Here is a 22,142-nt window from a genome sequence, read left to right as displayed (position 1 = left end):
AAGTACATCTAAAAAATAATGTGAAATTAAAAACCTATAAAAAACAAAATCAGAATAGAAAAATTCCTACTCTGATTTAATTATATTTGGGTAATAAACCTAGTCAACCTTTTTCAGGACTAGTCATCGAATAAATTAATCTTAAATTATTGTCCGTCAGGTCTGTCAGCTCTTCCGTATACCTGGAAATTAAATACCATAGAGTAATTTCTTAAAGAGTATTGTGTGTTGTAAGGATAGTGTGGGTCTCTCGCGAAGGCAGCTCTTGACGGTACTAAAATAACACCCTGAAGATTATATGGATCTCCACTTGGAAGATCTTTAAATGCTTTGAATTTTTGAATGGCTTCACGGAAACCTTCAACTTCATAATAACTTCTTTGCTGTGCTACCCCTGTTGTTGCAGCATCTAATACAGACTGTTTTACATAATAATACATCGGATCTATTATTGGAAGGCCGTTGCCATTAATGGTATTGGTAATAGGCAGGGCTGCTGCGAAAGCAACATTTCCATCGGTGTTAATAGCCAAATAACCAGTCGTTCTGATCATCAGAGTAAGGATGTCTTTCGGGCCGATAGTTTGTGGTTCAACTGTTGGCTGTGCTCCTTCTCTCACAATGTATATGGTTCCGGAAGGAAGTGTTTGATACGGCAGATCTATTAATTTTTTTTCATTGTCATCACTGGTGTCTGTTGTACTGAAAGCTTTTATATTTCCCTGGGTGTCCAGATAATTTTCGCTCATAAACTTCTTAATGGCCTGATCGTCATAACTGTTTTGAACGGAGATATCTTCCGGTTCTTTATAAGTTTCAACTTCATCATCTTTCTTACATGCAGAAAAACATAAAGATCCCGCAAGGATATATAAAAATATTTTTTTCATTTCAAAAAACTTTAATTACTTTACAAATAATATAACGGCAAAAGTATAAAAAATTATGAGAATAGATAAATTTTTATGGTGCATTCGTTTTTATAAGACGAGAAGTATTGCAACAGAGGAAATTAAAAAGAACAGAGTTTCAATCGGAACGTCTGCCGTAAAGTCGTCTAAAGAGGTAAAAGAAGGAGATATTATCAAGATCCGAAAAAATCAAATTGATTATAAAATAAAGGTTACCCAGATTCCCAAAAGCAGGATGGGAGCAAAGCTTGTCCCTCTTCACATCCAGGATGTCACAGACAAAGAGCAATATGAATTGTTAAAGCTCCGCAAGATGTCGCAGGATTATTATAGAAATAAAGGTGAGGGAAGACCGACCAAAAAAGACAGGCGTGAGATGGATGACTATGTAGGAAATGACATAGCTTCAGACTTTACAGACTGGGATGATTTCTTTGGAGAAACAGCAGATAGCGCCGACGAGAACGAAAATTAAGATAAAAAAGCTCTAGAGATAGAGCTTTTCTACAATTTCCCGTACAATATCTTCAGGATCCCTGGAATCCGTATTGATGCTGAACTGCGCTTTGCTGTAAAAAGCATTTCTTTCAAATAAATGCTTGGCAATGAACTCAGGAAGATCTTCATCGGAAATATTAGCTATCAAAGGCCTTTTTTCTTTCTGTTTGGAAAGTCTTTCGTATAAAGTACTTACAGAAGCTCTTAAAAAAATACTTTTGGAGCTTTGATTGATCAGTTCCATATTGTTATAATAAACCGGTGTTCCTCCACCCAGGCTTAAAACCAAGTTTTCTTCCGAGGCCAGAATTTCTTCCAATGCCTCTCTTTCCAGCTTTCTAAACTGAATTTCTCCCCTTTTTTCGAAAATTTCAGGAATGGTTAATTTATTTCTCCTGGAAATCTCTTTATCGAGGTCAATTAGTTTAAAATTTATTTTGTCGCTTAAAATTTTGGAAATGTGAGATTTGCCACATCCCATGTATCCGATCAGTGAAATAACCATGAATTTTTTTTAAACAAATTTGCAAAAAAGTTTTGAGATAATGAAAAAACTCCTATCTTTGCACCACTGAAAACGAGGGACATTATTCAAATGTAAATCGTTGCTAAAGTGACCGACTCGGTAGCTCAGCTGGTAGAGCAATACACTTTTAATGTATGGGTCCTGGGTTCGAATCCCAGCCGGGTCACAAGCGAAAAAGATTACTAGATTTTTGTAATTTTTATAGCCTGCGTGGTGAAATTGGTAGACACGCCATCTTGAGGGGGTGGTTTCCTAAGGATGTGCTGGTTCGAGTCCAGTCGCAGGCACTGCAAAGAAATTTAATAATTAGTAGTGAATAATTAAAAATTAATTTTATATTTATCATTATTAATTGTGGCCGACTCGGTAGCTCAGCTGGTAGAGCAATACACTTTTAATGTATGGGTCCTGGGTTCGAATCCCAGCCGGGTCACAAGTTTACTGAAAAGTAAATTTTTTTCATATTAATATTTTGTGATTTGGTGTTCAAAGGTCTCCGCAAGAGACCTTTGATTTTTTTTATACCCAATAATGTAAAAAGAAAAACTCTGATAAAGTAATCAGAGTTATCTTTTATAAAGAAAATATGCAGAATATTTTGTTGAACAAGTGTTTAATATTAATCCAGATGCATATTGTCAATTAATCTCACACCATCTACGACAACTACAATGAACGCTCTGTAATTCCTGTCCTTATAGAAAAAATCAGTTTCTTTCAGGGTATTTTCATCAGCAATCAAAAAGTACTCTAATTTCATGCCCTGCTGATGGTCGAAGATATCCGTTATTCTTTCTTTTATTTCGGGGATGGTGATAACCCGAAACCAGTCATTTACTTTGACTAAGGTCTGATAAATTATTTTTGCAGCCTCTTTCCGGTCTTCATGAAGTCTTTGGTTTCTGGAACTTAATGCTAATCCGTTTTCTGCTCTGTAAATAGAAACTCCAGTAATTTTTACAGGGAGATGTTTCTTTTCAACCATCTTTTTAATAATGGCAAGCTGCTGGAAGTCTTTTTCCCCGAAATAGGCGTTGTCCGGCTGGATCTGTCTGAAAAGCTCTTCCACTACAGTTCCTACCCCGTCAAAATGCCCGGGTCTGGACTTTCCTTCCATTTCATTTTCCAATCCATCGAAATCATAATGTTGGCTTTGTGTTTTATCAGGGTAAATATCTGCTACTTCAGGAATATAAACCGCATCCACTAATTCCGAATTTTTAAGGATAAGAATATCCCTGTTAATATCTCTTGGATATTTTTCCAGATCTTCCGGATTATTAAATTGGGTAGGATTTACAAAAATTGAAGATACCACCAGGTCATTATCTTTTTTGGCTTCTTCATAAAGGGAAAGATGACCTTTGTGAAGCGCTCCCATCGTAGGGGCAAAGCCTATTTTTTTTCCCATTTCTTTCTGTCTTTCAATGAAATCCTGAAGGGTTTTTCTATTCTTTATAACTTCCATAGTTTATTTTAATACTAATTCAAAAATACTAAAAATATCATATAATTAAATGAGTTTTTAGTAATTTGAAAGAGGAATTATCGTAAAAAAATGTTAATTAAAATAATGTTGAATGTTTTTTTGTAATTTTGCACATTAAAGCATTTTTACAAAAATATAGATAGAAATTTATGCCGAATCAAAAAATACTGTACATTACTACAGAGATGTATCCATATCAGGAAGACACGAATATGGCTGCATTGGTAAACAAAATGGCACTTAAGATGCACAATGAAGGCAATGATGTAAGAGTTTTTATGCCAAGATTTGGACAAATAAGTGAAAGAAAATTCCAACTTCATGAGGTCATCCGTCTTTCGGGAATGAATATTATCATCAATGACCTGGACCAGCCTCTAATTATTAAAGTAGCGTCTCTTCCGGGGGAAAGACTTCAGGTTTACTTTATTGATAACGAAGAATACTTCAAAAGAAAGCAATACTATGTAGATGATGAAGGGAATCCTTTTGATGATAACGATGAAAGAGCGATTTTCTTTGCAAGAGGTGTTATAGAAACCATCAAAAAACTAAACTGGGTTCCAGACGTAATCCATTTGAACGGATGGATGTCTTCTTTTGTTCCAATTTATCTGAAAACCTATTACGAATCTGATACTTACTTCAAAGATGCCAAGATCGTCCTTTCCTTATACAATGAGAAAGACGCTGATCTGGACAAAAACATTGCTGAAAAATTGACATTCGATAATATTTCCGGATTAAAAGCGTTAGATAATCCGACAATCAAAAACTTTGTTATTGAAAGTATGAAGTATGTTAACATGGTGGTAAAAGGAGACGAGTTTCTGGATGCAGACCTTGATAAAGGTTTCAATGAAACAACAACTCCAAAATCAGAATATGTTGACGTAGATTCTATAAACCAACTTTATTAAACACATTTTTAATGATTCATACTGTTAAAAGGACCTTTGCCATACTTCTTATGGCGGTTTTCGGGAGTGCCCTTCTTTATAATTGCGAACCGGAAGCGGATGCGCTGGGTGAGCAGCTATTTATTGACGGGGCTGCAGAAGGTAATGTAACTTCATATCCTCTTATAGCTTATAATGTTAATAATAATGATTCCATCCGAAGCGAGGCAAGCAGGCTTATAAGTCAGGTAACCGGAACGGGAAGCTCTTCGTCTCTTGCTGTTTTAGGAGCTTTTTCCGAGGGGCAGTTTGGTATGCAGAAAGCATCTTTCCTTACCCAGCTGAGAATGAGTACTGATAATTTTGATTTTGGGAAAACCCCCAAAGTAGATTCTGTTGTATTCGTAATGAAACCTTTTGTTTCTTCTGCTGCCGATTCTATAGTAACACGCCCGCTTAAGGACGAAAATATATTAATAGGAACGGAAAATGTAGCTGTTTCTACAGAGATCAAAACATATCCTACCGATTTTTCTGCTAAATATGGTAAAACAAAGTTAGGTTCCGGAGGATCTCATACTTTGATGCATATCAATGTAGATGAAATTACTACATTTTTAGACGGTAATACAGAGGCCTTCAAATATTCCAACATAGCGGTGGGCACTGGCGCATCTTTGGGATCTGGTATTCTTGAAGGGAGAGTATCTGCTAAAACCATTACCAAAAAGTCAGATAATTCAACGGTGTTTACTTCGGATCCAGGACTTAGAATCCGTTTAAATAAAGATTTTTTTCAGACCAAGATTCTTGACAAAAACGGCAAGCCGGAGCTAATGGATGCTGCCAACTTTACAAGATATTTTAAGGGAATAAGACTTTCCGTAACGGATACAGACGGATATCTTTTACAGATGTCTCCTGATAATATGGAAATTATCATGTATTATACCAATGAGAAAAATACTAACGGAACTATTACAAGGCCGCAATCTACATTTAAATTCTCGTTGGCAGGAAATATTGGTAACGCACGTATCGGCCAGTATGAATATGACAGAACGGGTTCTGCTTGGGATGCTGCAAGGAATTCAATCAATCCAACGACCGGAGATAAGAAACTTTATCTTCAGGGAATGGGGGGGCCTTCAGTGCGCGTGAAAATACCGGAAGAAACCATTGAAGATCTTAAAACATTATATGAAAAGAATAAAGTAGCCATTGTAAGTGCTAAGATCAGAATTTATACAGATACTGACACTTGGAACAATAAATATAAGAGAACAGCTAATAACTTTACTCTTCTTCCTTTAACGAAGGATCCAAAGACAAACTTGGAGTTGCCTAAAGATTTTCTGACTGATACTTCTGTAGGCTTTAACTGGCTACAGTCTTATGATCTGGATAAAAATCCTTCTTATTATGAGTTTACAGTGACAAAAACAGTAAAAGATATTGTTGAAAAAGCAGCTGATGGAACAACTAAGGAAAATAAACCATTATTGCTTAATATGGGGAGATTTATCCTGTCTGATGGTACTACCAGGATAGGATACAGATTTACAGAAAGAGCATTTGCTACAGAAAGAGGGGTTTTTGTAGGATCAGATGAAAATAACCCTGAAAGAAGAATTCAGTTAAAAATCATTTACGGTACTAAAAAATAGTACAGATAAAAAAATAAACAAACACTATACAAAATAAAAATATGTGCGGAATTGTAGGATATACAGGGTTTCAAGATGCGTATGATATTGTAATCAACGGTCTTAGAAGATTGGAATACAGAGGATATGACAGTGCGGGAATTGTTTTAGAAGGTTCAAATAATAAATTTGAAGTAGAAAAAACAAAAGGCAAGGTCGATGATTTGGTGAATATTTCAGCGCAGTTGAAAGGTACAGCTAAAATAGGGATGGGACACACCAGATGGGCTACCCATGGAGTTCCAAGTGATCGAAACTCCCACCCTCACTTATCAAACAACGGAAAAATTGCTCTTGTACATAATGGTATTATAGAAAACTATGATACGATTAAAACAATGCTTAGCGAAAAAGGATTTACTTTCAAATCCGAAACTGATACGGAAGTATTGGTGAATCTTATCCAGTATTTCATGGATCTGAAATCTGAAACAGATTTCCCGACAGCTGTAAGATATGCTTTGAATGAGGTATACGGAGCATACGCTATCACTGTACTTCATGAAGATTATCCGGGAGTATTGGTAGTGGCAAGACTAGGTTCTCCATTGGCAATAGGATTGGGAGATAAGGAATATTTTATTGCTTCCGATGCTTCACCTTTCGTAGAATTTACCAAAGAAGCGATCTATCTTGAAGAAGGGCATATGGCTACAATTTCATTGGAAAATGGAGTAGATATCAGAACTATTAATGATAACTCAAGAATTGAACCTGAAGTTCAGGAGCTTAAATTAAGCTTAGAGCAGATTGAAAAAGGCGGATATGAGCATTTCATGCTTAAAGAGATCTTTGAACAGCCTAAATCTATCCATGATACGATGAGAGGGAGACTTCTTGTAGATGAAGGGATTATAAAAATGGCAGGTATCTGGGATCATTTAGAACGGTTTAAGAATGCCAACAGAATCATTATTATTGCCTGTGGTACTTCATGGCATGCAGGTCTTATCGGGGAATATCTTATTGAAGAATATGCAAGAATTCCGGTAGAGGTGGAATATGCATCAGAATTCAGATACAGAAACCCGATTATTACTGATAAAGATGTTGTTATTGCGATCTCCCAATCAGGAGAAACAGCAGATACAATGGCTGCATTGAAGCTGGCAAAAGAAAAAGGAGCATTTATATATGGTATATGTAACGTAGTGGATTCGTCTATTGCAAGAATTACAGATGCCGGTTCATATACTCATGCAGGGCCGGAAATCGGTGTGGCTTCTACAAAAGCATTTACTGCACAGCTTACCATCCTTAGCTTAATTGCGTTAAAATTAGGAAAACATAATGGTAATTTAGGAAATGCTGAATTCATGAGCTTAATTGCTGAATTGGATGCTATTCCTAAAAAGATCGAAGAGGTATTAAGTACAACCCACGAGCTGACTCAACACATTGCAAAAGACTTTATAAACACAACAAACTTCCTATATCTGGGAAGAGGATACAATTATCCTGCGGCATTGGAAGGCGCTTTAAAGCTGAAAGAAATCTCTTACATACATGCAGAAGGATATCCGGCAGCAGAAATGAAGCACGGACCTATTGCCCTTATTGACGAGAACATGCCAATCGTTATTATTGCTCCTAAAAAAGGACATTACGATAAGATTGTGAGTAACGTTCAGGAAATTAAGGCCAGAAAAGGAAAAGTCATTGCGGTAGTCAATAAAGGAGATAAGCAGGTAAGTGCAATGGCAGATTATGTTATTGAAATCCCGGAGACTTCAGAATGTTTCTCGCCAATCGTAGCATCAGTACCTTTGCAGCTATTAGCTTACTACATTGCTGTATACCGAGGAGCGAATGTAGATCAGCCGAGAAACCTGGCAAAATCTGTAACCGTGGAATAAAAAACAGTTGTAAATAAAATAAATTTAGATTTCTTCCGTTATTTCAAAAAAAATCTTAAAAGTTTCTTAAAAAAATTATATATTTACGGCTTAATTATAAAAATTAACATGAAAAGGATATTTCTTTTATTATTGTCTGCGTCGGTAGCATCAGTATCTTGTTCAGGTGGTGGCAGTTCTTCTGTAGGGAAACCTGGAACGAAAGGAGAATTGATACCAAGAGAAAAAACGAAATCATTTGTTGCGGAAAGACCATTTGGAATGGTTGGTATTCCTGCAGGTTCATTTGTTGCTGGTCTTGCAGATCAGGATCCAACAAATACTCCTGAAAAAGCTTCGTTGAAAACTGTTACTGTTTCCTCTTTCTTCATGGATGAAGCGGAAACTACCAATGCAGAGTACAGAGTATTTATCAATTATGTAAGAGATTCCATTGCGAGAACTCTACTAGCTGAAGCTGCTGGGGAAGGCGGTGAAGAAGGCGGACGTAGAGGAGCAAGCATCGGTGACTATGCATATCTTGCTAAAAAAGAAGAAAATTTAACACCTTATCAAGAATATTTAGAAGGCCAGGGAGGAAGAGAAGACGGAGGTTATGATGCAACGAAAAGATTAGACTGGAAAATCCCTTTACATTGGAGTACCGGAAAGTATCCTGATGTAGAATATGCGGAAGTTCTGGAATCTATGTATCTGCCTGCTTCTTCTAGAATCGGAAACGAAAGAGTTTTAGACGTTAGTAAATTAAAATATAACTATCAGTGGGAAGACATGGATGCCGCACTTGCTGAGAATGAAAGAGGAGCTAACTTCCTTAAAAGTTCCAGCATTGCGATTTATCCTGATACTACAGTGTGGGTAAAAGATTTCCACTTTGCATACAACGAGCCATTGTTCGAACAGTATTTCTGGCATAAAGCCTATAAGGATTATCCTGTAGTTGGGGTAACTTGGGACCAGGCAAGAGCTTACTGTAACTTCAGATCTAAACTGAAAACAGATTATAACGAAAGCTTAAAAAGAAAAAAACAAAGACCAATGAAATTCCGTCTTCCTACAGAAATCGAGTGGGAATATGCTGCCAGAGGCGGAATGCAAAATGCTACTTACCCTTGGGGAGGTCCATATTTAATGGATGACAGAGGTTGCTACCTTGCCAACTTTAAGCCTAAGAGAGGTAACTATATGGAAGACGATAAAAAAGGTACTTATACATATACAGCTCCAGTAAAGAAATTTAAGAAAAATGGATTTGGGTTATTTGATATGGCTGGAAACGTTTCTGAATGGACAGCATCTGCGTATAACAACTCTTCTTATGGATTCTCTTCTACGTTAAATCCTTCTACGAAAGATAAAAAGGATACGAAGAAGTCTGTAAGAGGTGGATCTTGGAAAGATATAGGATATGCACTTATGACTGGTGCCAGAGATTGGGAAAGAAAAGATTCCGCAAGAAGCTATATCGGATTCAGAACTGTACAGGATATTCCTGAAGCAGCTGTTAAGCCAAGAAGAGTTAACAGATAATTAACCAGACAATTTTTCAATAACAATTTTATTTAACATTAAAAAAACTAACTTAATATGTTTAAGACTAAAGATGCTTGGATGAATTTCTTTTATTCATTCGGTGCTGCAATTGTAATTCTTGGAGCTTGGCTTAAAATTACTCACATTACCTTGGGACCTATTAATGGTAATATCGCTCTTACTGTGGGACTTATTACGGAGGCTATTATCTTTATCATTTTCGCATTCGACCCTCCAAAATCAGAAGAATCTTATGCATGGGAAAATGTTTATCCTGAACTATTGGATAAGCATGCTAACCCAAACCCTTTACATTCTAATGTGTCATCCAAAAACAATGCACAGCAGTTTGCAGAATTAGAAAACTCTCTTTCAAATAAATTAGACAAAATGCTTCAGGAAGCAAAACTGGATGTTCAGTTATTTGACAGATTAAGAACAGGTATCGACAAGTTCTCCAACTCTGTTGATCAGATCAACCAGACTGTTGACGTATCTGCTTCTACTCATAAATATAACGACCAGCTTAACAAAGCAGCTCAGCATATGGAAAGTATGAATGCTTTATATGCCATGCAGCTGGAAAGCGGTAAAAGACAATCTGAATTTGCCAACAAATATGTTGCTGATATGCAGAAATCTGCAGAGCAGTCTGAAAAATTCAACCAAGAATTACAAGGTTTAACAACTAATCTTAACAGCTTAAACAGAGTTTATGGCGGTATGCTTACTGCTATGAAGTCTTAATTCCTAACCATTTCTAAATTAACTACTTAATCAAAAACTAAAAGAAAAGAGAATGGCACAAGGAAAACAGACCCCTCGTCAGAAGATGATCAACCTGATGTATTTGGTGTTCATCGCGATGATGGCCCTAAATATTGATGCAGAAATCATCAGATCATACTATGACTCTACCAGAGCATTGAATGAAACGAGAACTTTAACAGAAAATAAGAACGAAAAGATATTTGAAAAAACGCTTGAGGCTAAAGCACAGCAGGTTCCAGATACCTATGCGCAGCCTTGGGGACAGTATCAAGTTTTAAAAGGTAAAATTGATGCCTTAGTTTCTTCTGCTCAGGGAATCAAAGATGCTCTGAAAAAACAGTCGGATTTTCATGATAAAGATCCGAAAACTGGAAAAGATATTGATGTAAGCGAAAATTTTGCAGCATTAAATAATAATGAAGCGACTACAGAATATTTCTTCAAAGAAGGAGAAGAAAACACCCCTTCAAAAGGAGCTTTAGATTTAAAAGCTAAAATTGATGACGTAAGAAATTACATCAACGCAACTTTTGGCGGAAATCCACAATTAAAAGATTTGGTAGACAGAGCTAATAAATCTCTGATTGCAGAATATCCAAAAGGAAAATCTCCGAATGACAAGACTTGGTTTCAGAATAAATTCTATCATCAGCCGTTAATCGCTGCGATCTCTAACCTTGAGATCATCCAGAATGATGCCAGAAACGTACAGTCAGATGCATTGGCATTATTACTTCAGGAAAAAGTGGATGCGAATATTAAATTCTCAAGCTACGAACCTATCGTTTCAGGTCCGGTGGATATCCAGGCTGGAAAACAAGCAGAAGTAAAAGTAATGTTAGGTACTTATTCCAATAGCAACAAGATCAGTATTACTGGTGTTGGCAGAGTGGAGAATGGTAAAGGTATCACTTCAATATCAGGTTCTGGTATTGGTGAGCATAAACTTGGAGGAACAATTACTTTAATGGATGCTTCAGGAAAACCTCAGAGTTTCCCATGGACACATACCTATAATGTAATTGCAGGACCGAGAGAAGTAAAACTTGAAAAAGGATTATTACTTTCTGCTGATAAAATGAATGTAATGTATAGAGGACTTGAGAACCCTGTTTCAGGATCAATCTTAGGTGCTGATAATTCTAAACTTTCATTATCTGCTCCGGGAGCATCTGTAAGAAATACAGGTCCAGGAAAATGGATCGTTAAGCCTACGACAGGTAATACAGTTAGACTGACATTATCAGGAATAGACCCTTACGGAAAATCTGTATCTCAGGTGTTTGAATATAGAATTAAAAATGTTCCGCCGCCACAAGGTCAGATGAGAGGACAGAATGTATTGTCGATGCCGGCAACTTCTATTCCTAACCAATCTGTACAGGCAGCGATTCCAGACTTTGACTTCCCAGTTTCATTTAATGTTACCCAGTTCATGGTTAGAATTCCTGGAAGAGCAGCATTATTGGTTCACGGAAATTCATTAAACGATGCAGCAGGATTAGTTAAAAATCTTAGATCTGGAGATGTAGTTTCAATTTTCGAAATTAAAGCTACAGCACAAGGATTAGAAGGACAGCAGATTAAAAACATTACTCCTATAATTATTAATGTTCAATAGGACTAAAATTGTAATTTATTATGAAAAAATATATTAGCAGCCTTTTAGTATTAGTTTCGGGATTTGCTTTATCCCAGACTATTCTGAATGCTTCTTCTCCAGAAGAGTTCAGACAGATGAGAGAGGAAAACAAACAAAAAGTTGGTGATACTATTATTGATAACACAGTAAAGCCTCTTGAATATGGTTTTGTAGAAGATAAAGATATCCTTAAAAGTATGTTTGTTTGGGAAATCATTGACATGAATGATAAGATCAACCAGCCATTCTACTATGACAATCCGGATGGACTTCTTGCTACGCCTACCAGATCTTTGTACCAGTTATTATTGGACGGTGCATTAACCGGTAAGATCGAGCAGGTTTATGATGATGAAAACTTTACCGTGAAACTTTCACCGGAAGGTATTCAGAAAAGACTGGAAAAAGTAGTAATTAATGATGCTGCTATTGATATCCTTAACTCCGGAAGACAGTTAACTGAACAGGAGAAAAAAGAATATACCGACGTTTTCAAGACGACTACTGAAAAAGTAAAAGTTCTTAAGATCATGGGAATGTGGTTTATCGACAAGAGAGACGGACAGATGAAATACAGACCTCTGGGAATTGCAGCAATGGGACCAGATCCTGCTGTACAGGGAGTTATAGGACCAGATGGTAAGCCAATTGCAAGTAATGATGAGCTGATTGACTTATTCTGGATCTACTATCCGAATGCAAGAGATATTCTGGCAAACAACTATGTTTACAACAGAAAGAACTCTTCTGCTGACCTTTCGTTCGATGATATCATCAATGCAAGAAGATTCTCTTCAGTTATTTACAAATCATCAAGCGGTTTAGGTGACGGTACCATCAAGGACTATATTCCTAAAGATGCTGAAGATCAGTTGGATGAAAGCGAAAGAATCAAGGCGCAGATCCTGAGCATGGAAAACGATATGTGGAATTACTAAGATTTCACTTGATATTTATACAAAACCTGAGTACTTTTACTCAGGTTTTTTTATTATGAAACATATAGACTATATTATCGTTGGAGATGGATATGCAGGATTGTTCTTTGCTCATCAGCTCATTAAGAACAACAAATCTTTTGTACTCTTTTCAGAGGGCAGAAAGAGTGCTTCTCAGGTTTCTGCCGGAATTATCAATCCGGTAGTTCTCAAAAAATTCACGACCTTCTGGAAAGCACAGGAACAAATTGACTTTCTGAAAGAGACTTTAAATGAAATAGAATCTTATACCGGGAAGAATTATCTTATCAATTCCCCCATCCACAGAATTTTTCATGATGAGAACGAACAGAACCTTTGGCTGAAGAAATCAGATAATGAAGAACTTTCCGGCTTTCTTGACAAAAAATTCGATCATTTAGAGGTGGTAAAAAACGACTTTCAGACAGGAAAGGTCAATCAGTCTGCCAGGCTTCAGGTAAATGGTTTTTTCATGGATCTATTCGATTTTTTAGAGAAAAAAGAATTCTTGATCAAAGAAAAGTTTGATTATGAAAAATTAGATGCTTCTTCAACTGCTTATAAAGATTTTCAGTTTAAACATATTGTATTTTGTGAAGGAATGGGAGTGAAAGAGAATCCGTTTTTCTCAGATATTGCGGTAATTCCAAATAAAGGACATCATATTAAGGTAAAACTTTCCGAACCCATTCCAAAAGATAGGACGATCAAAAAGAAACACTTCTTATTTCCAACAGATAATGGGCTTCATTTCTATGGCGGAACCTATGACAGAGAACAGCTTCACCATCATGTTGACGAATCTGCAGTTACACAGCTTGTGAACGGGCTGTCAGAGATTTATCCCTATGATTTTGAAGTTGAAGAAGTAAATTTCGGTTTCAGACCGACAGTAAAAGACAGAAGGCCGATTATCGGAAGACATGCTTCATACAGAAATCTGTATGTATTCAATGGCCTTGGAGCAAGAGGAATTCTGAATGGCTGCTATTTTTCAAAAAGCCTTTATCAGTTTATTGAAGAAAATATTCCACTGCACGAAGAAGTTTCCAGTGACAGATTTAAATAAATGAAAGCTGAAAAGAGAGGTATTATTCGGCTTTATTAGTAAAATTTAATGAAACATTAAAAAAAGAACTGAAACTATGAATGAAAATATCCTGGGCATAATAGCTGGAGTCCTTACTTCCGTATCCATGATTCCCCAACTGATCAAAGTTATCAAAGATAAAAATGTAGATGATATTTCCCTGGTAATGCTTCTGGTCCTCATCACCGGACTTTCACTTTGGGTCTGGTATGGATTTATAAAAGATGAGCTGCCTATTATTTTATCAAATGCATTTGCTGTTCTGGTCAATATAAGTCTCCTGATCTGCTATATGATCTATAAAAAATCTTAAGAGAATTTATGATAAAAAAGACGTTTCACAAATGGTAAAACGTCTTTTTCTATGTCGTAAAATTTTAAATTCAGTTATGGTTGAAGAACAAATTTAGCCAAAGGAGCCATTCTTGCCTTATTCAATGTCAGCGTATTGCCGTTTACAGAATAATTATCTGCAGCAAGCACTGCTTTTGTAAATAATTGTTCAGTTTCAAGATCCTCGCAGGCTATCATCGTAGACATTCCCTGGTTGAATTTGATTCTCATGACATCAGGCTTAATTTCAAAAGTACCTCCAAATCCGTTACATCCTGCATGACCTTCATATCTCATACCTTCTGTATTGAGCTTGAAGTAAGGGTTGTTTTTCGGATCTTTAAGCTTGATCGGCTGCCCGTTCAGCTCCGTAAGTTTCCATGTCTTTCCCATAATGTCAGCTGTTTTTGGAGCTGAAGAAGTTTTACATGCCGTAAGAAAGACAAGTAAAAAAAGAGCGGATAAGTAATAATATAAGTTTTTCATAAATATTATTTTGTAAAGTTGGTGATTAAATTAATAAGAAGCCATTTTTGCAGAACCGGATCCTTTTGTTTCACGTTTTGCATGGAACAGAACCATATCTACATTTTTTTTCAGCAAAGTGATATTTCCTTTGATGTTCGAATACTGATATTCTGCGTTGCTTGCAGTGTACTCAGGAAGAGCATCACTTTTTTTCAGATCATAGGTTTTACCCTCCAGATGTACTGTTGCCGTGCTTTTTGTATGATTGATGATGACCTCAATTTTTTCCCCATAACTGTCGGTGAAAACTTCTTTAGTGGTTTCATCTTTGTTTTCCGGTACTGCCTCCGTAAGGGTCTCTGCCTCTTTGCCAGGATGCTTACACGCTGTTGAGGAAAGGACTGCCAGCCCGATAAGGACCGATGTGAATAGTTTTTTCATAGTGATAAGTGATTGGTAAGTGTATCATGAAATAGTGGTATTAATACTACATAAATTTACAAATATTTTTAATAAATATATGTTAATTTTACATAAATTAATCTGATTTTTCTATCTGTTATGCATTACAGTTCTTTTACACTCGTTTTTATAAATCATAAAAAGGCCATGTTTTTAAAGATTTGTAAAGATAATACCGCAGGAGCCGCCGGTTTTAAGAATGAAATAGTACAGTTTTTTTCATAGTTACATTTGTTGTTTTAACTGAGTGCAAAAGTATTAAAATTATATGATGCTGATACACAGTAAAAAGTGATTTAAATCATACAGCTGAGAATTCCTTTTTTTCCCATGTTCAGTAAAAAATCATAAAGCAATTTTAGGTTGCCGTCAGATAGGAGTTCCCAAGAGAACTGCAGTACTTTTTTAATTACTAAAGTTCTTCTTCAGCTAATTTAAAGGAGAGTTAAATTTTGTTAATCTGCTATGACGATATATATATCTAAATGTACATTTGCCACTTCAAAATGAGAAACTTTATAATATATTTTTTAACAGGTCTTTTTTTGCTCTTCGTAGTAGAAAGCAGGCTTAGCGTTAAAACGCTCCGAAATGATTATTCCGGTCGTGTTTCTCATCATATGCCTAAAAAAGCCAATAAACTGAACCAGACTTTCGAAAAGCTTTCAGTACAGCAGATGGCAGACAATATTGATAATACCACCCTTGAACTTGCTGAAGATGATTTTCAGTTATCTGATACCATTCAGATGATTGCCGTATTTGCAGGGGTATTCAGTCTTGTCTATATTTTTGGCCTTCGTTCTTTTAAAAGCGGAAAACCTGATATTAATGGTTTTCTTTCGCTGTATTCCCATGTTAAAACATTCATTCTGATCCGTTCTATCAGAATTTAAAAACTCACTTTTCACGATCTGTTTTCTGTCCAAAATCCGGGCGGGAGATATGCTGCGTTGTATATGCCGGTAATCGTTATGGCGCAGGATCTCTATTACCGTTTTTATTTCCATTCAAACATTAACGATTTATATTAAACTCTAGAATTATGATCAAAAGAGTTGCCTCAGGCATTGCGATAAGCACCCTTTTACTGACTGTCGGCTGCAGTAAGAAGAAAGAAGAAAAAGAAGAAGCCACGGTATATCCCGTCACCAGTCCTGTAAAAATGGATACGGTGATTAACAAAGAATATGTAGCCCAGATCCAGTCGGTGAAAAACATTGAAGTCCGGGCACAGGAAAAAGGATTTCTTGAAAAAATTTACGTAGATGAAGGCCAGTATGTACACGCGGGCCAGACCCTGTTCAGAATTATGCCTCAGCTGTATCAGGCTGAATTATTAAAAGCTAAAGCAGAAGTGGAGCAAGCTGCCATAGAATTAAAGAATGCCAGCACCCTGGCAAGCAACAACATCGTTTCTAAAAACGAAAGATCAATGGCTAAAGCCAAACTGGATGCAGCCAATGCTGAAATGAAACTGGCACAGATTCATTTATCTTTTACCGATATTAAAGCACCATTTTCAGGAGTGATCAACAGAATTCCTTTAAAGCTTGGAAGCCTTGTGGATGAAGGAGATCTGCTGACCTCTTTATCAGATAATACCAATGTTTACAGTTATTTTAATGTTTCGGAGCCGGAATATTTAACCTACCAGACCCATGCTGCCGACAGAGGAAGCAATCAGGTGTCTTTAATTATGGCTAATGGCGAAATGCTTTCTCAGAAAGGCGAAATTCAGACCATAGAAGGAGAATTCGACAATGAAACAGGAAATATCGCATTCAGAGCAAAATTTCCCAACCCTGAAAAACTCCTTAGAAACGGTGAGACAGGAAAAGTGCAGATGACCATGCCTGTTCACAATGCACTGATCATTCCGCAGAAAGCAACTTATGAAATTCAGGATCAGAAATATGTATTCATCATCGATAAAAACGGAACGGCAAAATCCAGAAATATCAAGGTGGCTTATGAACTGGCGGATCTTTATGTCATAGGTTCAGGGCTGGCGGAAGGAGATAAAATCCTTTTAGAAGGCGTACAGAAAGTAAAAGACGACCAGAAAATACAGACCAAATTCCAGGATCCTAAAAAAGTTCTTCAGTCATTGAAACTAAAAGCAGAGTAGTCTACTCGTAAAACGAAGCAGTATGTTTAAGAAATTCATCCGCAGACCTGTTCTGTCTATTGTGATCTCGCTGATCATTGTATTTATGGGAGTGCTGTCACTGGTAAAACTTCCGGTAACCCAGTTTCCCTCTATTTCACCTCCTAAAGTAAATATCACCGCAGAATACCCGGGAGCCAACAACGAACTATTGATCAAATCCGTGGTCATTCCCCTCGAAAGAGGTCTGAATGGAGTTCCGGGTATGAAATATATGACGTCAGATGCGGGTAACGATGGCGAAGCTTCCATTCAGATCGTATTTGATCTCGGAACAGATCCCAATGTTGCTGCAGTAAACGTTCAAAACCGCGTGTCTTCCGTGGTCAACAAGCTGCCGCCTCTGGTAGTGCGTGAAGGGGTAAAAATTACCCGTGAAGAACCTAATATGCTGATGTACATTAACCTGTACAGTGATGATCCTAAAGCCGATCAGAAATTCCTTTTCAACTATGCTGATATCAATGTGATGTCAGAATTGAGAAGGGTAAGTGGAGTAGGTTTTGCAGATATCCTCGGAACCCGTGAATATGCCATGCGTATCTGGCTTAAACCGGACAGGCTTACCGCTTATAATATTTCTGCGGACGAAGTAATGGAATCCCTGAACCAGCAGAGTCTGGAAGCTTCTCCCGGAAAAACAGGGGAAAGTTCAGGAAAGCGTTCCCAGTCCTTTGAATATATTCTGAAATATTCCGGGCGTTTCAACACCGAAAAAGACTACGGGAATATTATTTTAAAAGCAAAGCCGGGCGGAGAATTTGTAAGATTAAAAGATGTGGCAGATATAGAATTCGGTTCCTCAATGTATGATATTTATTCTACACTGAACGGAAAGCCTTCTGCAGCTATCACTGTAAAACAGTCTTACGGTTCCAACGCAAGTGACGTTATCAAAAATGTAAAAACATTGATGAAAGATCTTGAGAAAAACAACTTCCCGAAAGGAATGCATTACGATATCAGTTATGATGTTTCCAGATTCCTGGATGCATCTATGGAAAAGGTTATTCATACTTTGTTTGAAGCTTTTATCCTTGTGGCAATCGTGGTATTCCTATTCCTTGGAGACTGGCGCTCGACCTTAATTCCGGCACTGGCTGTTCCGGTTTCATTGGTTGGAACATTTGCTGTCATGTCTGCATTTGGAATCACATTGAACATGATTTCCCTCTTTGCATTGGTAATGGCCATCGGGGTTGTTGTCGATGATGCGATTGTGGTGATTGAAGCGGTTCATGCCAAGATGGAAGAAAAAGGACTTTCTCCATTAAAAGCTACGGAAGAAGCAATGCACGAAATCAGTGGGGCTATTATCGCGATCACTTTGGTTATGGCATCTGTATTTATTCCGATTGCATTTATGTCCGGTCCGGTTGGGGTATTTTACCGTCAGTTTTCTATTACTATGGCTTCTGCGATTATCCTTTCTGGGGTTGTAGCCTTGACACTGACTCCTGCTTTATGTGCTTTGATCTTAAGAAATAATCATGGGAAAGCTAAAAAGAAAACTCCAATTACCATTTTCCTGGATAAATTCAACAGTTTATTTACGAAAGGGGCCGGGAAATATGAGAAAATGCTGAATAGAACAGTGAAGAAAAAATCTATCACCCTTCCTTTACTGCTGGCATTTTGTGCATGTACATACTTCTTAAGCAACTCACTTCCTTCAGGATTTATTCCGGCGGAAGACCAGGGGATGATTTATGCCATTATCCAGACGCCTCCGGGATCTACTCTGGAAAGAACCAACCAGATAGCCAAAGAATTATTAAGAGAATCTGAAGATATTGATGGTGTGCAGTCGGTTTCTTCACTGGCTGGTTATGAAATCCTGACAGAAGGTACCGGATCGAACTCAGGAACTTGTCTTATCAACCTTAAAAGTTGGGAAGAACGTAAAGAATCTGCTTCCGAAATCATTGAAAAGCTTGAAGAAAAAGCCAAGAATATTCCCGGAGCCAATATAGAATTTTTCCAGCCGCCATCCATTCCCGGTTATGGTGCTGCAGGAGGTTTCGAGCTCCGTCTGTTGGATAAGGCAGGAAGTGGAGATTATCATAAAATGGAGCAGGTAAGTAATGATTTTGTAAGAGAACTGAAAAAACGTCCTGAGCTTGGATCTGCATTTACATTTTATTCTGCAAGTTTTCCCCAGTATATGCTGAAGGTAGATAATGACCTTGCTGAACAGAAAGGAGTAACAATAGAAAATGCGATGGATAATCTGTCTACATTGATAGGTTCCAACTATGAAACCAGTTTCATCCGTTTTGACAGGCCTTATAAAGTCATTGTGCAGTCAGGCCCTCAATACCGTGCCTTGCCAACGGATTTATTGAAATTATATGTTAAAAACGATAAAGATCAGATGGTTCCGTATTCTGACTTTATGAGGATGGAAAAGGTATATGGCTTATCAGAAATCACCAGACACAATATGTACAATTCTGCGGAGGTAAGTGGCACTCCTGCACCGGGGTACAGCAGCGGGCAGGCCATTAAAGCAATCCAGGAAGTGGCAGATAAAACACTTCCGAGAGGCTTTGGTATAGACTGGGCCGGTATTTCCAAAGATGAAGTGAGCAGAGGAAATGAAGCTGTATTTATCTTCCTGGTCTGTCTCGGATTTGTGTATCTGATCCTTGCAGCACAGTACGAAAGCTTTATTCTGCCGTTACCGGTCATTTTATCGCTTCCTACAGGTATTTTCGGAGCATTCTTATGTCTGAAGTTATTAGGTTTGGAAAATAACATCTATGCTCAGGTAGCCATGGTCATGTTGATTGGTCTGCTAGGTAAAAATGCGGTATTGATTGTAGAATTTGCCGTTCAGAAGAAAGCAGAGGAGGGGATTCCTGTAGCTAAAGCAGCTATTGAAGGGGCGGCGATCCGTTTCCGTCCGATCCTGATGACTTCATTTGCCTTTATCGCCGGTCTTATTCCACTGGTGATGGCTACCGGCCCGGGAGCTGTAGGAAACAGAACGATTGGTACTGCCGCCGCAGGAGGAATGCTGATAGGAACTATTTTCGGACTGATGATTATTCCGGGGCTGTATTATATTTTCGGAACCATTGCAGAGAAATCGAGACTGGCAAGATATGAAGAGGAGAATCCTTTAACAGAACAAACTGAACCTTATCAACACGATAACAAACATGAAGATTTATAATAAATATATAGCAGCCATTGCTCTATCGCTTACCCTCGTAGGCTGTAGAGCTCCGATGGCCACCGTTATAAAAGATGAAGTAAAAGAAAACCTGCCTCAGAATTTCAATCGGGAAGAGCAGCAGGATGTTAATGCAAACAGTGGGACAACTCCCTGGAGACAGTTTTTTACAGATCCGAATCTGGTGGGCTTAATTGAAACCGCTTTGAAAAACAATCAGGAATTACTGATCACGCTTCAGGAAATTGAAATTGCGAAAAGTGGTGTTTTGGCTAAAAAAGGAAAGCTGACTCCAACGGTATCAGCCGGAATAGGAGCTGGGCTGAAAAAAGCAGGCCGTTATACCAGTGAAGGTGCCGGAGATGCCACAACGGAAATAGAACCGGGAAGAGAAATGCCGGATCCGCTGGGTAATTTTGAAGGAGGATTGATGGCCAACTGGGAGATTGATATCTGGAAAAAGCTAAGAACTGAAAAAGAAGCCGCTGTTGCCCACTATCTTTCTACCGTTGAGGGGAAAAACTTCGTATTATCCAATCTTATTGAAGAAGTAGCGGATAATTATTATGAATTGCTGGCGTTTGACAATCAGTTGGATATCATTCAGCAGTACATCAGGTTACAGGAAAGAGCACTGGAAATTTCAAAAATTCAGAAAGAAGCTGCCGCCGCTACGGAACTTGCTGTGAAAAAATTTGAAGCAGAACTGGCAAAATCAAAAGCGGCAGAATATACAATTCGTCAGGATATTACAGAGAAAGAGAATCAGATCAATGCACTTTTGGGCCGATATCCGCAACCTATCGTGAGAACGAAAGAAAGCTTTATGTCTACGATGCCACAGACTGTTTACACAGGAATACCGTCTCAGTTATTAGCTAACCGTCCGGATATCAAACAGGCAGAATTGGAGTTGCAAGCCGCAAAACTGGATGTACAGGCTGCGAGAAAGGAATTTTATCCGTCACTGGAAATTTCTGCAACGTTAGGACTGGAAGCTTTCAAACCTTCTTATCTGGTTAAACTGCCGGAGTCTATTGCTTATAATCTGGCCGGAGAACTGGCCGGGCCACTAATTAATAAAAGTGCAATCAAAGCGAACTTTCAGACTGCTGATGCTAAACAGATACAGTCCTTGTACGAGTATGATAAAACGATTCTCCACGCTTATCTGGATGTAGCGAATCTAATGTCAAAAGTCAAAAATATTGATCAGTACTATCAGATGAAGTCGCAGGAAACAAAAGCACTCGACGAGTCTATTGATATAGCAAATCAATTATTCAAAAATTCAAGAGCGGATTATCTCGAGGTTCTTTTGAATCAAAGAGATGCTCTGGATGCGAAAATGGAGCTGATTGAAGCGAAGCAGAAACAGCTGAGCACTGTTGTAGACATCTACAAAAGTTTAGGCGGCGGCTGGAAATAAGACATCATAATTCTATCAATAAAACAGTTAATGTTTTGAGCTGATCCTTTTGGGATCGGCTCTTTTTTATACGTGACGTTTTGTTTATATGGTTGATTTTATTCAATTATTTATTGAAATAAATATAAAATATTCTTGTATATGGAAATTTAGATTAAATCTCAACGTTGGGACTTGAAATGAGTTAAAAAATGTTAAATTTGCGAGAATATAAAAACTAAG

General features: G+C 37.6%; 19 protein-coding genes and 3 tRNA genes. 17 read left to right on the top strand and 5 right to left on the bottom strand.

The genetic code is table 11. The annotated features are described in order from the left end of the window. Window positions 1–146 precede the first annotated feature (146 nt). Window positions 147–890: a hypothetical protein gene (locus J4Q03_RS19720; RefSeq protein WP_426049821.1), complete on the bottom strand. Its 744-nt coding sequence runs from the start codon at window positions 888–890 to the stop codon at window positions 147–149. A gap of 55 nt (window positions 891–945) precedes the next feature. Here J4Q03_RS19720 and J4Q03_RS19715 point away from each other — a divergent pair, with 55 nt between their 5' ends. Then, on the top strand, window positions 946–1,386 hold the full coding sequence (locus J4Q03_RS19715; RefSeq protein WP_426049820.1) for an RNA-binding S4 domain-containing protein: 441 nt from the start codon (window positions 946–948) through the stop codon (window positions 1,384–1,386). Between the two features lie 12 nt (window positions 1,387–1,398). Here the strand turns inward: J4Q03_RS19715 and J4Q03_RS19710 are convergent, their stop codons facing one another. Next, window positions 1,399–1,914, bottom strand: a complete 516-nt coding sequence (locus J4Q03_RS19710; protein ID WP_426049819.1) for a shikimate kinase — start codon at window positions 1,912–1,914, stop codon at window positions 1,399–1,401. Between the two features lie 114 nt (window positions 1,915–2,028). On the opposite strand from J4Q03_RS19710, the gene J4Q03_RS19705 reads away from it, so the two are divergent. The 3 genes from J4Q03_RS19705 to J4Q03_RS19695 all read left to right on the top strand — a co-directional run bounded on the left by J4Q03_RS19705 (window position 2,029) and on the right by J4Q03_RS19695 (window position 2,368). Next, window positions 2,029–2,101 (top strand) — tRNA-Lys (locus J4Q03_RS19705). A gap of 38 nt (window positions 2,102–2,139) precedes the next feature. After that, window positions 2,140–2,222 (top strand) — tRNA-Leu (locus J4Q03_RS19700). 73 nt (window positions 2,223–2,295) lie between these two features. Next, window positions 2,296–2,368 (top strand) — tRNA-Lys (locus tag J4Q03_RS19695). Between the two features lie 186 nt (window positions 2,369–2,554). Here J4Q03_RS19695 and panC read toward each other — a convergent pair. Further along, window positions 2,555–3,403: a pantoate--beta-alanine ligase gene (panC, locus tag J4Q03_RS19690; protein ID WP_426049818.1), complete on the bottom strand. Its 849-nt coding sequence runs from the start codon at window positions 3,401–3,403 to the stop codon at window positions 2,555–2,557. 170 nt (window positions 3,404–3,573) lie between these two features. Between panC and J4Q03_RS19685 the strand changes: the two genes are divergently transcribed. The 9 genes from J4Q03_RS19685 (at window position 3,574) to J4Q03_RS19645 (ending at window position 14,193) form a co-directional block, all read left to right on the top strand. Then, window positions 3,574–4,344, top strand: coding sequence for a glycogen/starch synthase (locus J4Q03_RS19685; protein ID WP_426049817.1), 771 nt, complete (start codon window positions 3,574–3,576; stop codon window positions 4,342–4,344). 11 nt (window positions 4,345–4,355) lie between these two features. Beyond that, window positions 4,356–5,990 carry a DUF4270 family protein gene (locus tag J4Q03_RS19680; RefSeq protein ID WP_426049816.1) on the top strand — a complete coding sequence of 545 codons (1,635 nt, stop codon included), beginning with the start codon at window positions 4,356–4,358 and terminating at the stop codon, window positions 5,988–5,990. Between the two features lie 41 nt (window positions 5,991–6,031). Beyond that, window positions 6,032–7,885: a glutamine--fructose-6-phosphate transaminase (isomerizing) gene (gene glmS, locus J4Q03_RS19675; RefSeq protein WP_426049815.1), complete on the top strand. Its 1,854-nt coding sequence runs from the start codon at window positions 6,032–6,034 to the stop codon at window positions 7,883–7,885. A 108-nt stretch (window positions 7,886–7,993) separates the two neighbouring features. Continuing rightward, the gene (gene gldK, locus J4Q03_RS19670; protein WP_426049814.1) at window positions 7,994–9,415 is read left to right on the top strand and encodes a gliding motility lipoprotein GldK; all 1,422 of its coding nucleotides are present in this window, start codon (window positions 7,994–7,996) and stop codon (window positions 9,413–9,415) included. Between the two features lie 57 nt (window positions 9,416–9,472). Continuing rightward, window positions 9,473–10,165 carry a gliding motility protein GldL gene (gene gldL, locus J4Q03_RS19665; protein ID WP_426049813.1) on the top strand — a complete coding sequence of 231 codons (693 nt, stop codon included), beginning with the start codon at window positions 9,473–9,475 and terminating at the stop codon, window positions 10,163–10,165. 52 nt (window positions 10,166–10,217) lie between these two features. After that, window positions 10,218–11,810 carry a GldM family protein gene (locus tag J4Q03_RS19660; protein WP_426049812.1) on the top strand — a complete coding sequence of 531 codons (1,593 nt, stop codon included), beginning with the start codon at window positions 10,218–10,220 and terminating at the stop codon, window positions 11,808–11,810. Between the two features lie 20 nt (window positions 11,811–11,830). Next, window positions 11,831–12,769: a gliding motility protein GldN gene (gene gldN / locus J4Q03_RS19655; protein WP_426049811.1), complete on the top strand. Its 939-nt coding sequence runs from the start codon at window positions 11,831–11,833 to the stop codon at window positions 12,767–12,769. A 55-nt stretch (window positions 12,770–12,824) separates the two neighbouring features. Further along, window positions 12,825–13,859, top strand: a complete 1,035-nt coding sequence (locus J4Q03_RS19650) for an NAD(P)/FAD-dependent oxidoreductase (protein ID WP_426049810.1) — start codon at window positions 12,825–12,827, stop codon at window positions 13,857–13,859. 76 nt (window positions 13,860–13,935) lie between these two features. Beyond that, window positions 13,936–14,193, top strand: a complete 258-nt coding sequence (locus tag J4Q03_RS19645) for a SemiSWEET transporter (protein ID WP_426049809.1) — start codon at window positions 13,936–13,938, stop codon at window positions 14,191–14,193. Between the two features lie 74 nt (window positions 14,194–14,267). Here the strand turns inward: J4Q03_RS19645 and J4Q03_RS19640 are convergent, their stop codons facing one another. Together J4Q03_RS19640 and J4Q03_RS19635 are read right to left on the bottom strand one after the other, a co-directional pair. Further along, window positions 14,268–14,699: an META domain-containing protein gene (locus tag J4Q03_RS19640; protein ID WP_426049808.1), complete on the bottom strand. Its 432-nt coding sequence runs from the start codon at window positions 14,697–14,699 to the stop codon at window positions 14,268–14,270. 30 nt (window positions 14,700–14,729) lie between these two features. Then, window positions 14,730–15,122 carry a hypothetical protein gene (locus J4Q03_RS19635; RefSeq protein ID WP_426049807.1) on the bottom strand — a complete coding sequence of 131 codons (393 nt, stop codon included), beginning with the start codon at window positions 15,120–15,122 and terminating at the stop codon, window positions 14,730–14,732. A gap of 527 nt (window positions 15,123–15,649) precedes the next feature. Here J4Q03_RS19635 and J4Q03_RS19630 point away from each other — a divergent pair. The 4 genes from J4Q03_RS19630 to J4Q03_RS19615 all read left to right on the top strand — a co-directional run bounded on the left by J4Q03_RS19630 (window position 15,650) and on the right by J4Q03_RS19615 (window position 21,920). Continuing rightward, window positions 15,650–16,039: a hypothetical protein gene (locus J4Q03_RS19630; protein ID WP_426049806.1), complete on the top strand. Its 390-nt coding sequence runs from the start codon at window positions 15,650–15,652 to the stop codon at window positions 16,037–16,039. Between the two features lie 149 nt (window positions 16,040–16,188). After that, complete coding sequence (locus J4Q03_RS19625; protein ID WP_426049805.1) at window positions 16,189–17,274, top strand: efflux RND transporter periplasmic adaptor subunit; 1,086 nt, start codon at window positions 16,189–16,191, stop codon at window positions 17,272–17,274. Window positions 17,275–17,296: 22 nt separating this feature from the next. Next, complete coding sequence (locus J4Q03_RS19620; protein ID WP_426049804.1) at window positions 17,297–20,491, top strand: efflux RND transporter permease subunit; 3,195 nt, start codon at window positions 17,297–17,299, stop codon at window positions 20,489–20,491. Beyond that, the gene (locus J4Q03_RS19615; RefSeq protein ID WP_426049803.1) at window positions 20,478–21,920 is read left to right on the top strand and encodes a TolC family protein; all 1,443 of its coding nucleotides are present in this window, start codon (window positions 20,478–20,480) and stop codon (window positions 21,918–21,920) included. Before J4Q03_RS19620 ends, J4Q03_RS19615 begins: the two co-directional genes overlap by 14 nt. Window positions 21,921–22,142: the final 222 nt, after the last annotated feature.

It is taken from the genome of Chryseobacterium sp. NFX27, from assembly GCF_049887855.1.
Taxonomy (GTDB): domain Bacteria; phylum Bacteroidota; class Bacteroidia; order Flavobacteriales; family Weeksellaceae; genus Chryseobacterium.
Note: the sequence above shows the minus strand (reverse complement) of the source record. Positions and strands in the feature narration are given on the sequence as shown.

Coding starts and splice junctions, on each gene's coding strand:
- J4Q03_RS19625 (WP_426049805.1), top strand. CDS start 16,189: ATGATCAAAAGAGTTGCCTCAGGCATTGCGATAAGCACCCTTTTACTG.
- J4Q03_RS19710 (WP_426049819.1), bottom strand. CDS start 1,914: ATGGTTATTTCACTGATCGGATACATGGGATGTGGCAAATCTCACATT.
- J4Q03_RS19685 (WP_426049817.1), top strand. CDS start 3,574: ATGCCGAATCAAAAAATACTGTACATTACTACAGAGATGTATCCATAT.
- J4Q03_RS19650 (WP_426049810.1), top strand. CDS start 12,825: ATGAAACATATAGACTATATTATCGTTGGAGATGGATATGCAGGATTG.
- J4Q03_RS19680 (WP_426049816.1), top strand. CDS start 4,356: ATGATTCATACTGTTAAAAGGACCTTTGCCATACTTCTTATGGCGGTT.
- gldN (WP_426049811.1), top strand. CDS start 11,831: ATGAAAAAATATATTAGCAGCCTTTTAGTATTAGTTTCGGGATTTGCT.
- J4Q03_RS19720 (WP_426049821.1), bottom strand. CDS start 890: ATGAAAAAAATATTTTTATATATCCTTGCGGGATCTTTATGTTTTTCT.
- gldL (WP_426049813.1), top strand. CDS start 9,473: ATGTTTAAGACTAAAGATGCTTGGATGAATTTCTTTTATTCATTCGGT.
- J4Q03_RS19660 (WP_426049812.1), top strand. CDS start 10,218: ATGGCACAAGGAAAACAGACCCCTCGTCAGAAGATGATCAACCTGATG.
- J4Q03_RS19635 (WP_426049807.1), bottom strand. CDS start 15,122: ATGAAAAAACTATTCACATCGGTCCTTATCGGGCTGGCAGTCCTTTCC.
- gldK (WP_426049814.1), top strand. CDS start 7,994: ATGAAAAGGATATTTCTTTTATTATTGTCTGCGTCGGTAGCATCAGTA.
- panC (WP_426049818.1), bottom strand. CDS start 3,403: ATGGAAGTTATAAAGAATAGAAAAACCCTTCAGGATTTCATTGAAAGA.
- J4Q03_RS19620 (WP_426049804.1), top strand. CDS start 17,297: ATGTTTAAGAAATTCATCCGCAGACCTGTTCTGTCTATTGTGATCTCG.
- J4Q03_RS19715 (WP_426049820.1), top strand. CDS start 946: ATGAGAATAGATAAATTTTTATGGTGCATTCGTTTTTATAAGACGAGA.
- J4Q03_RS19615 (WP_426049803.1), top strand. CDS start 20,478: ATGAAGATTTATAATAAATATATAGCAGCCATTGCTCTATCGCTTACC.
- J4Q03_RS19630 (WP_426049806.1), top strand. CDS start 15,650: ATGAGAAACTTTATAATATATTTTTTAACAGGTCTTTTTTTGCTCTTC.
- J4Q03_RS19640 (WP_426049808.1), bottom strand. CDS start 14,699: ATGAAAAACTTATATTATTACTTATCCGCTCTTTTTTTACTTGTCTTT.
- J4Q03_RS19645 (WP_426049809.1), top strand. CDS start 13,936: ATGAATGAAAATATCCTGGGCATAATAGCTGGAGTCCTTACTTCCGTA.
- glmS (WP_426049815.1), top strand. CDS start 6,032: ATGTGCGGAATTGTAGGATATACAGGGTTTCAAGATGCGTATGATATT.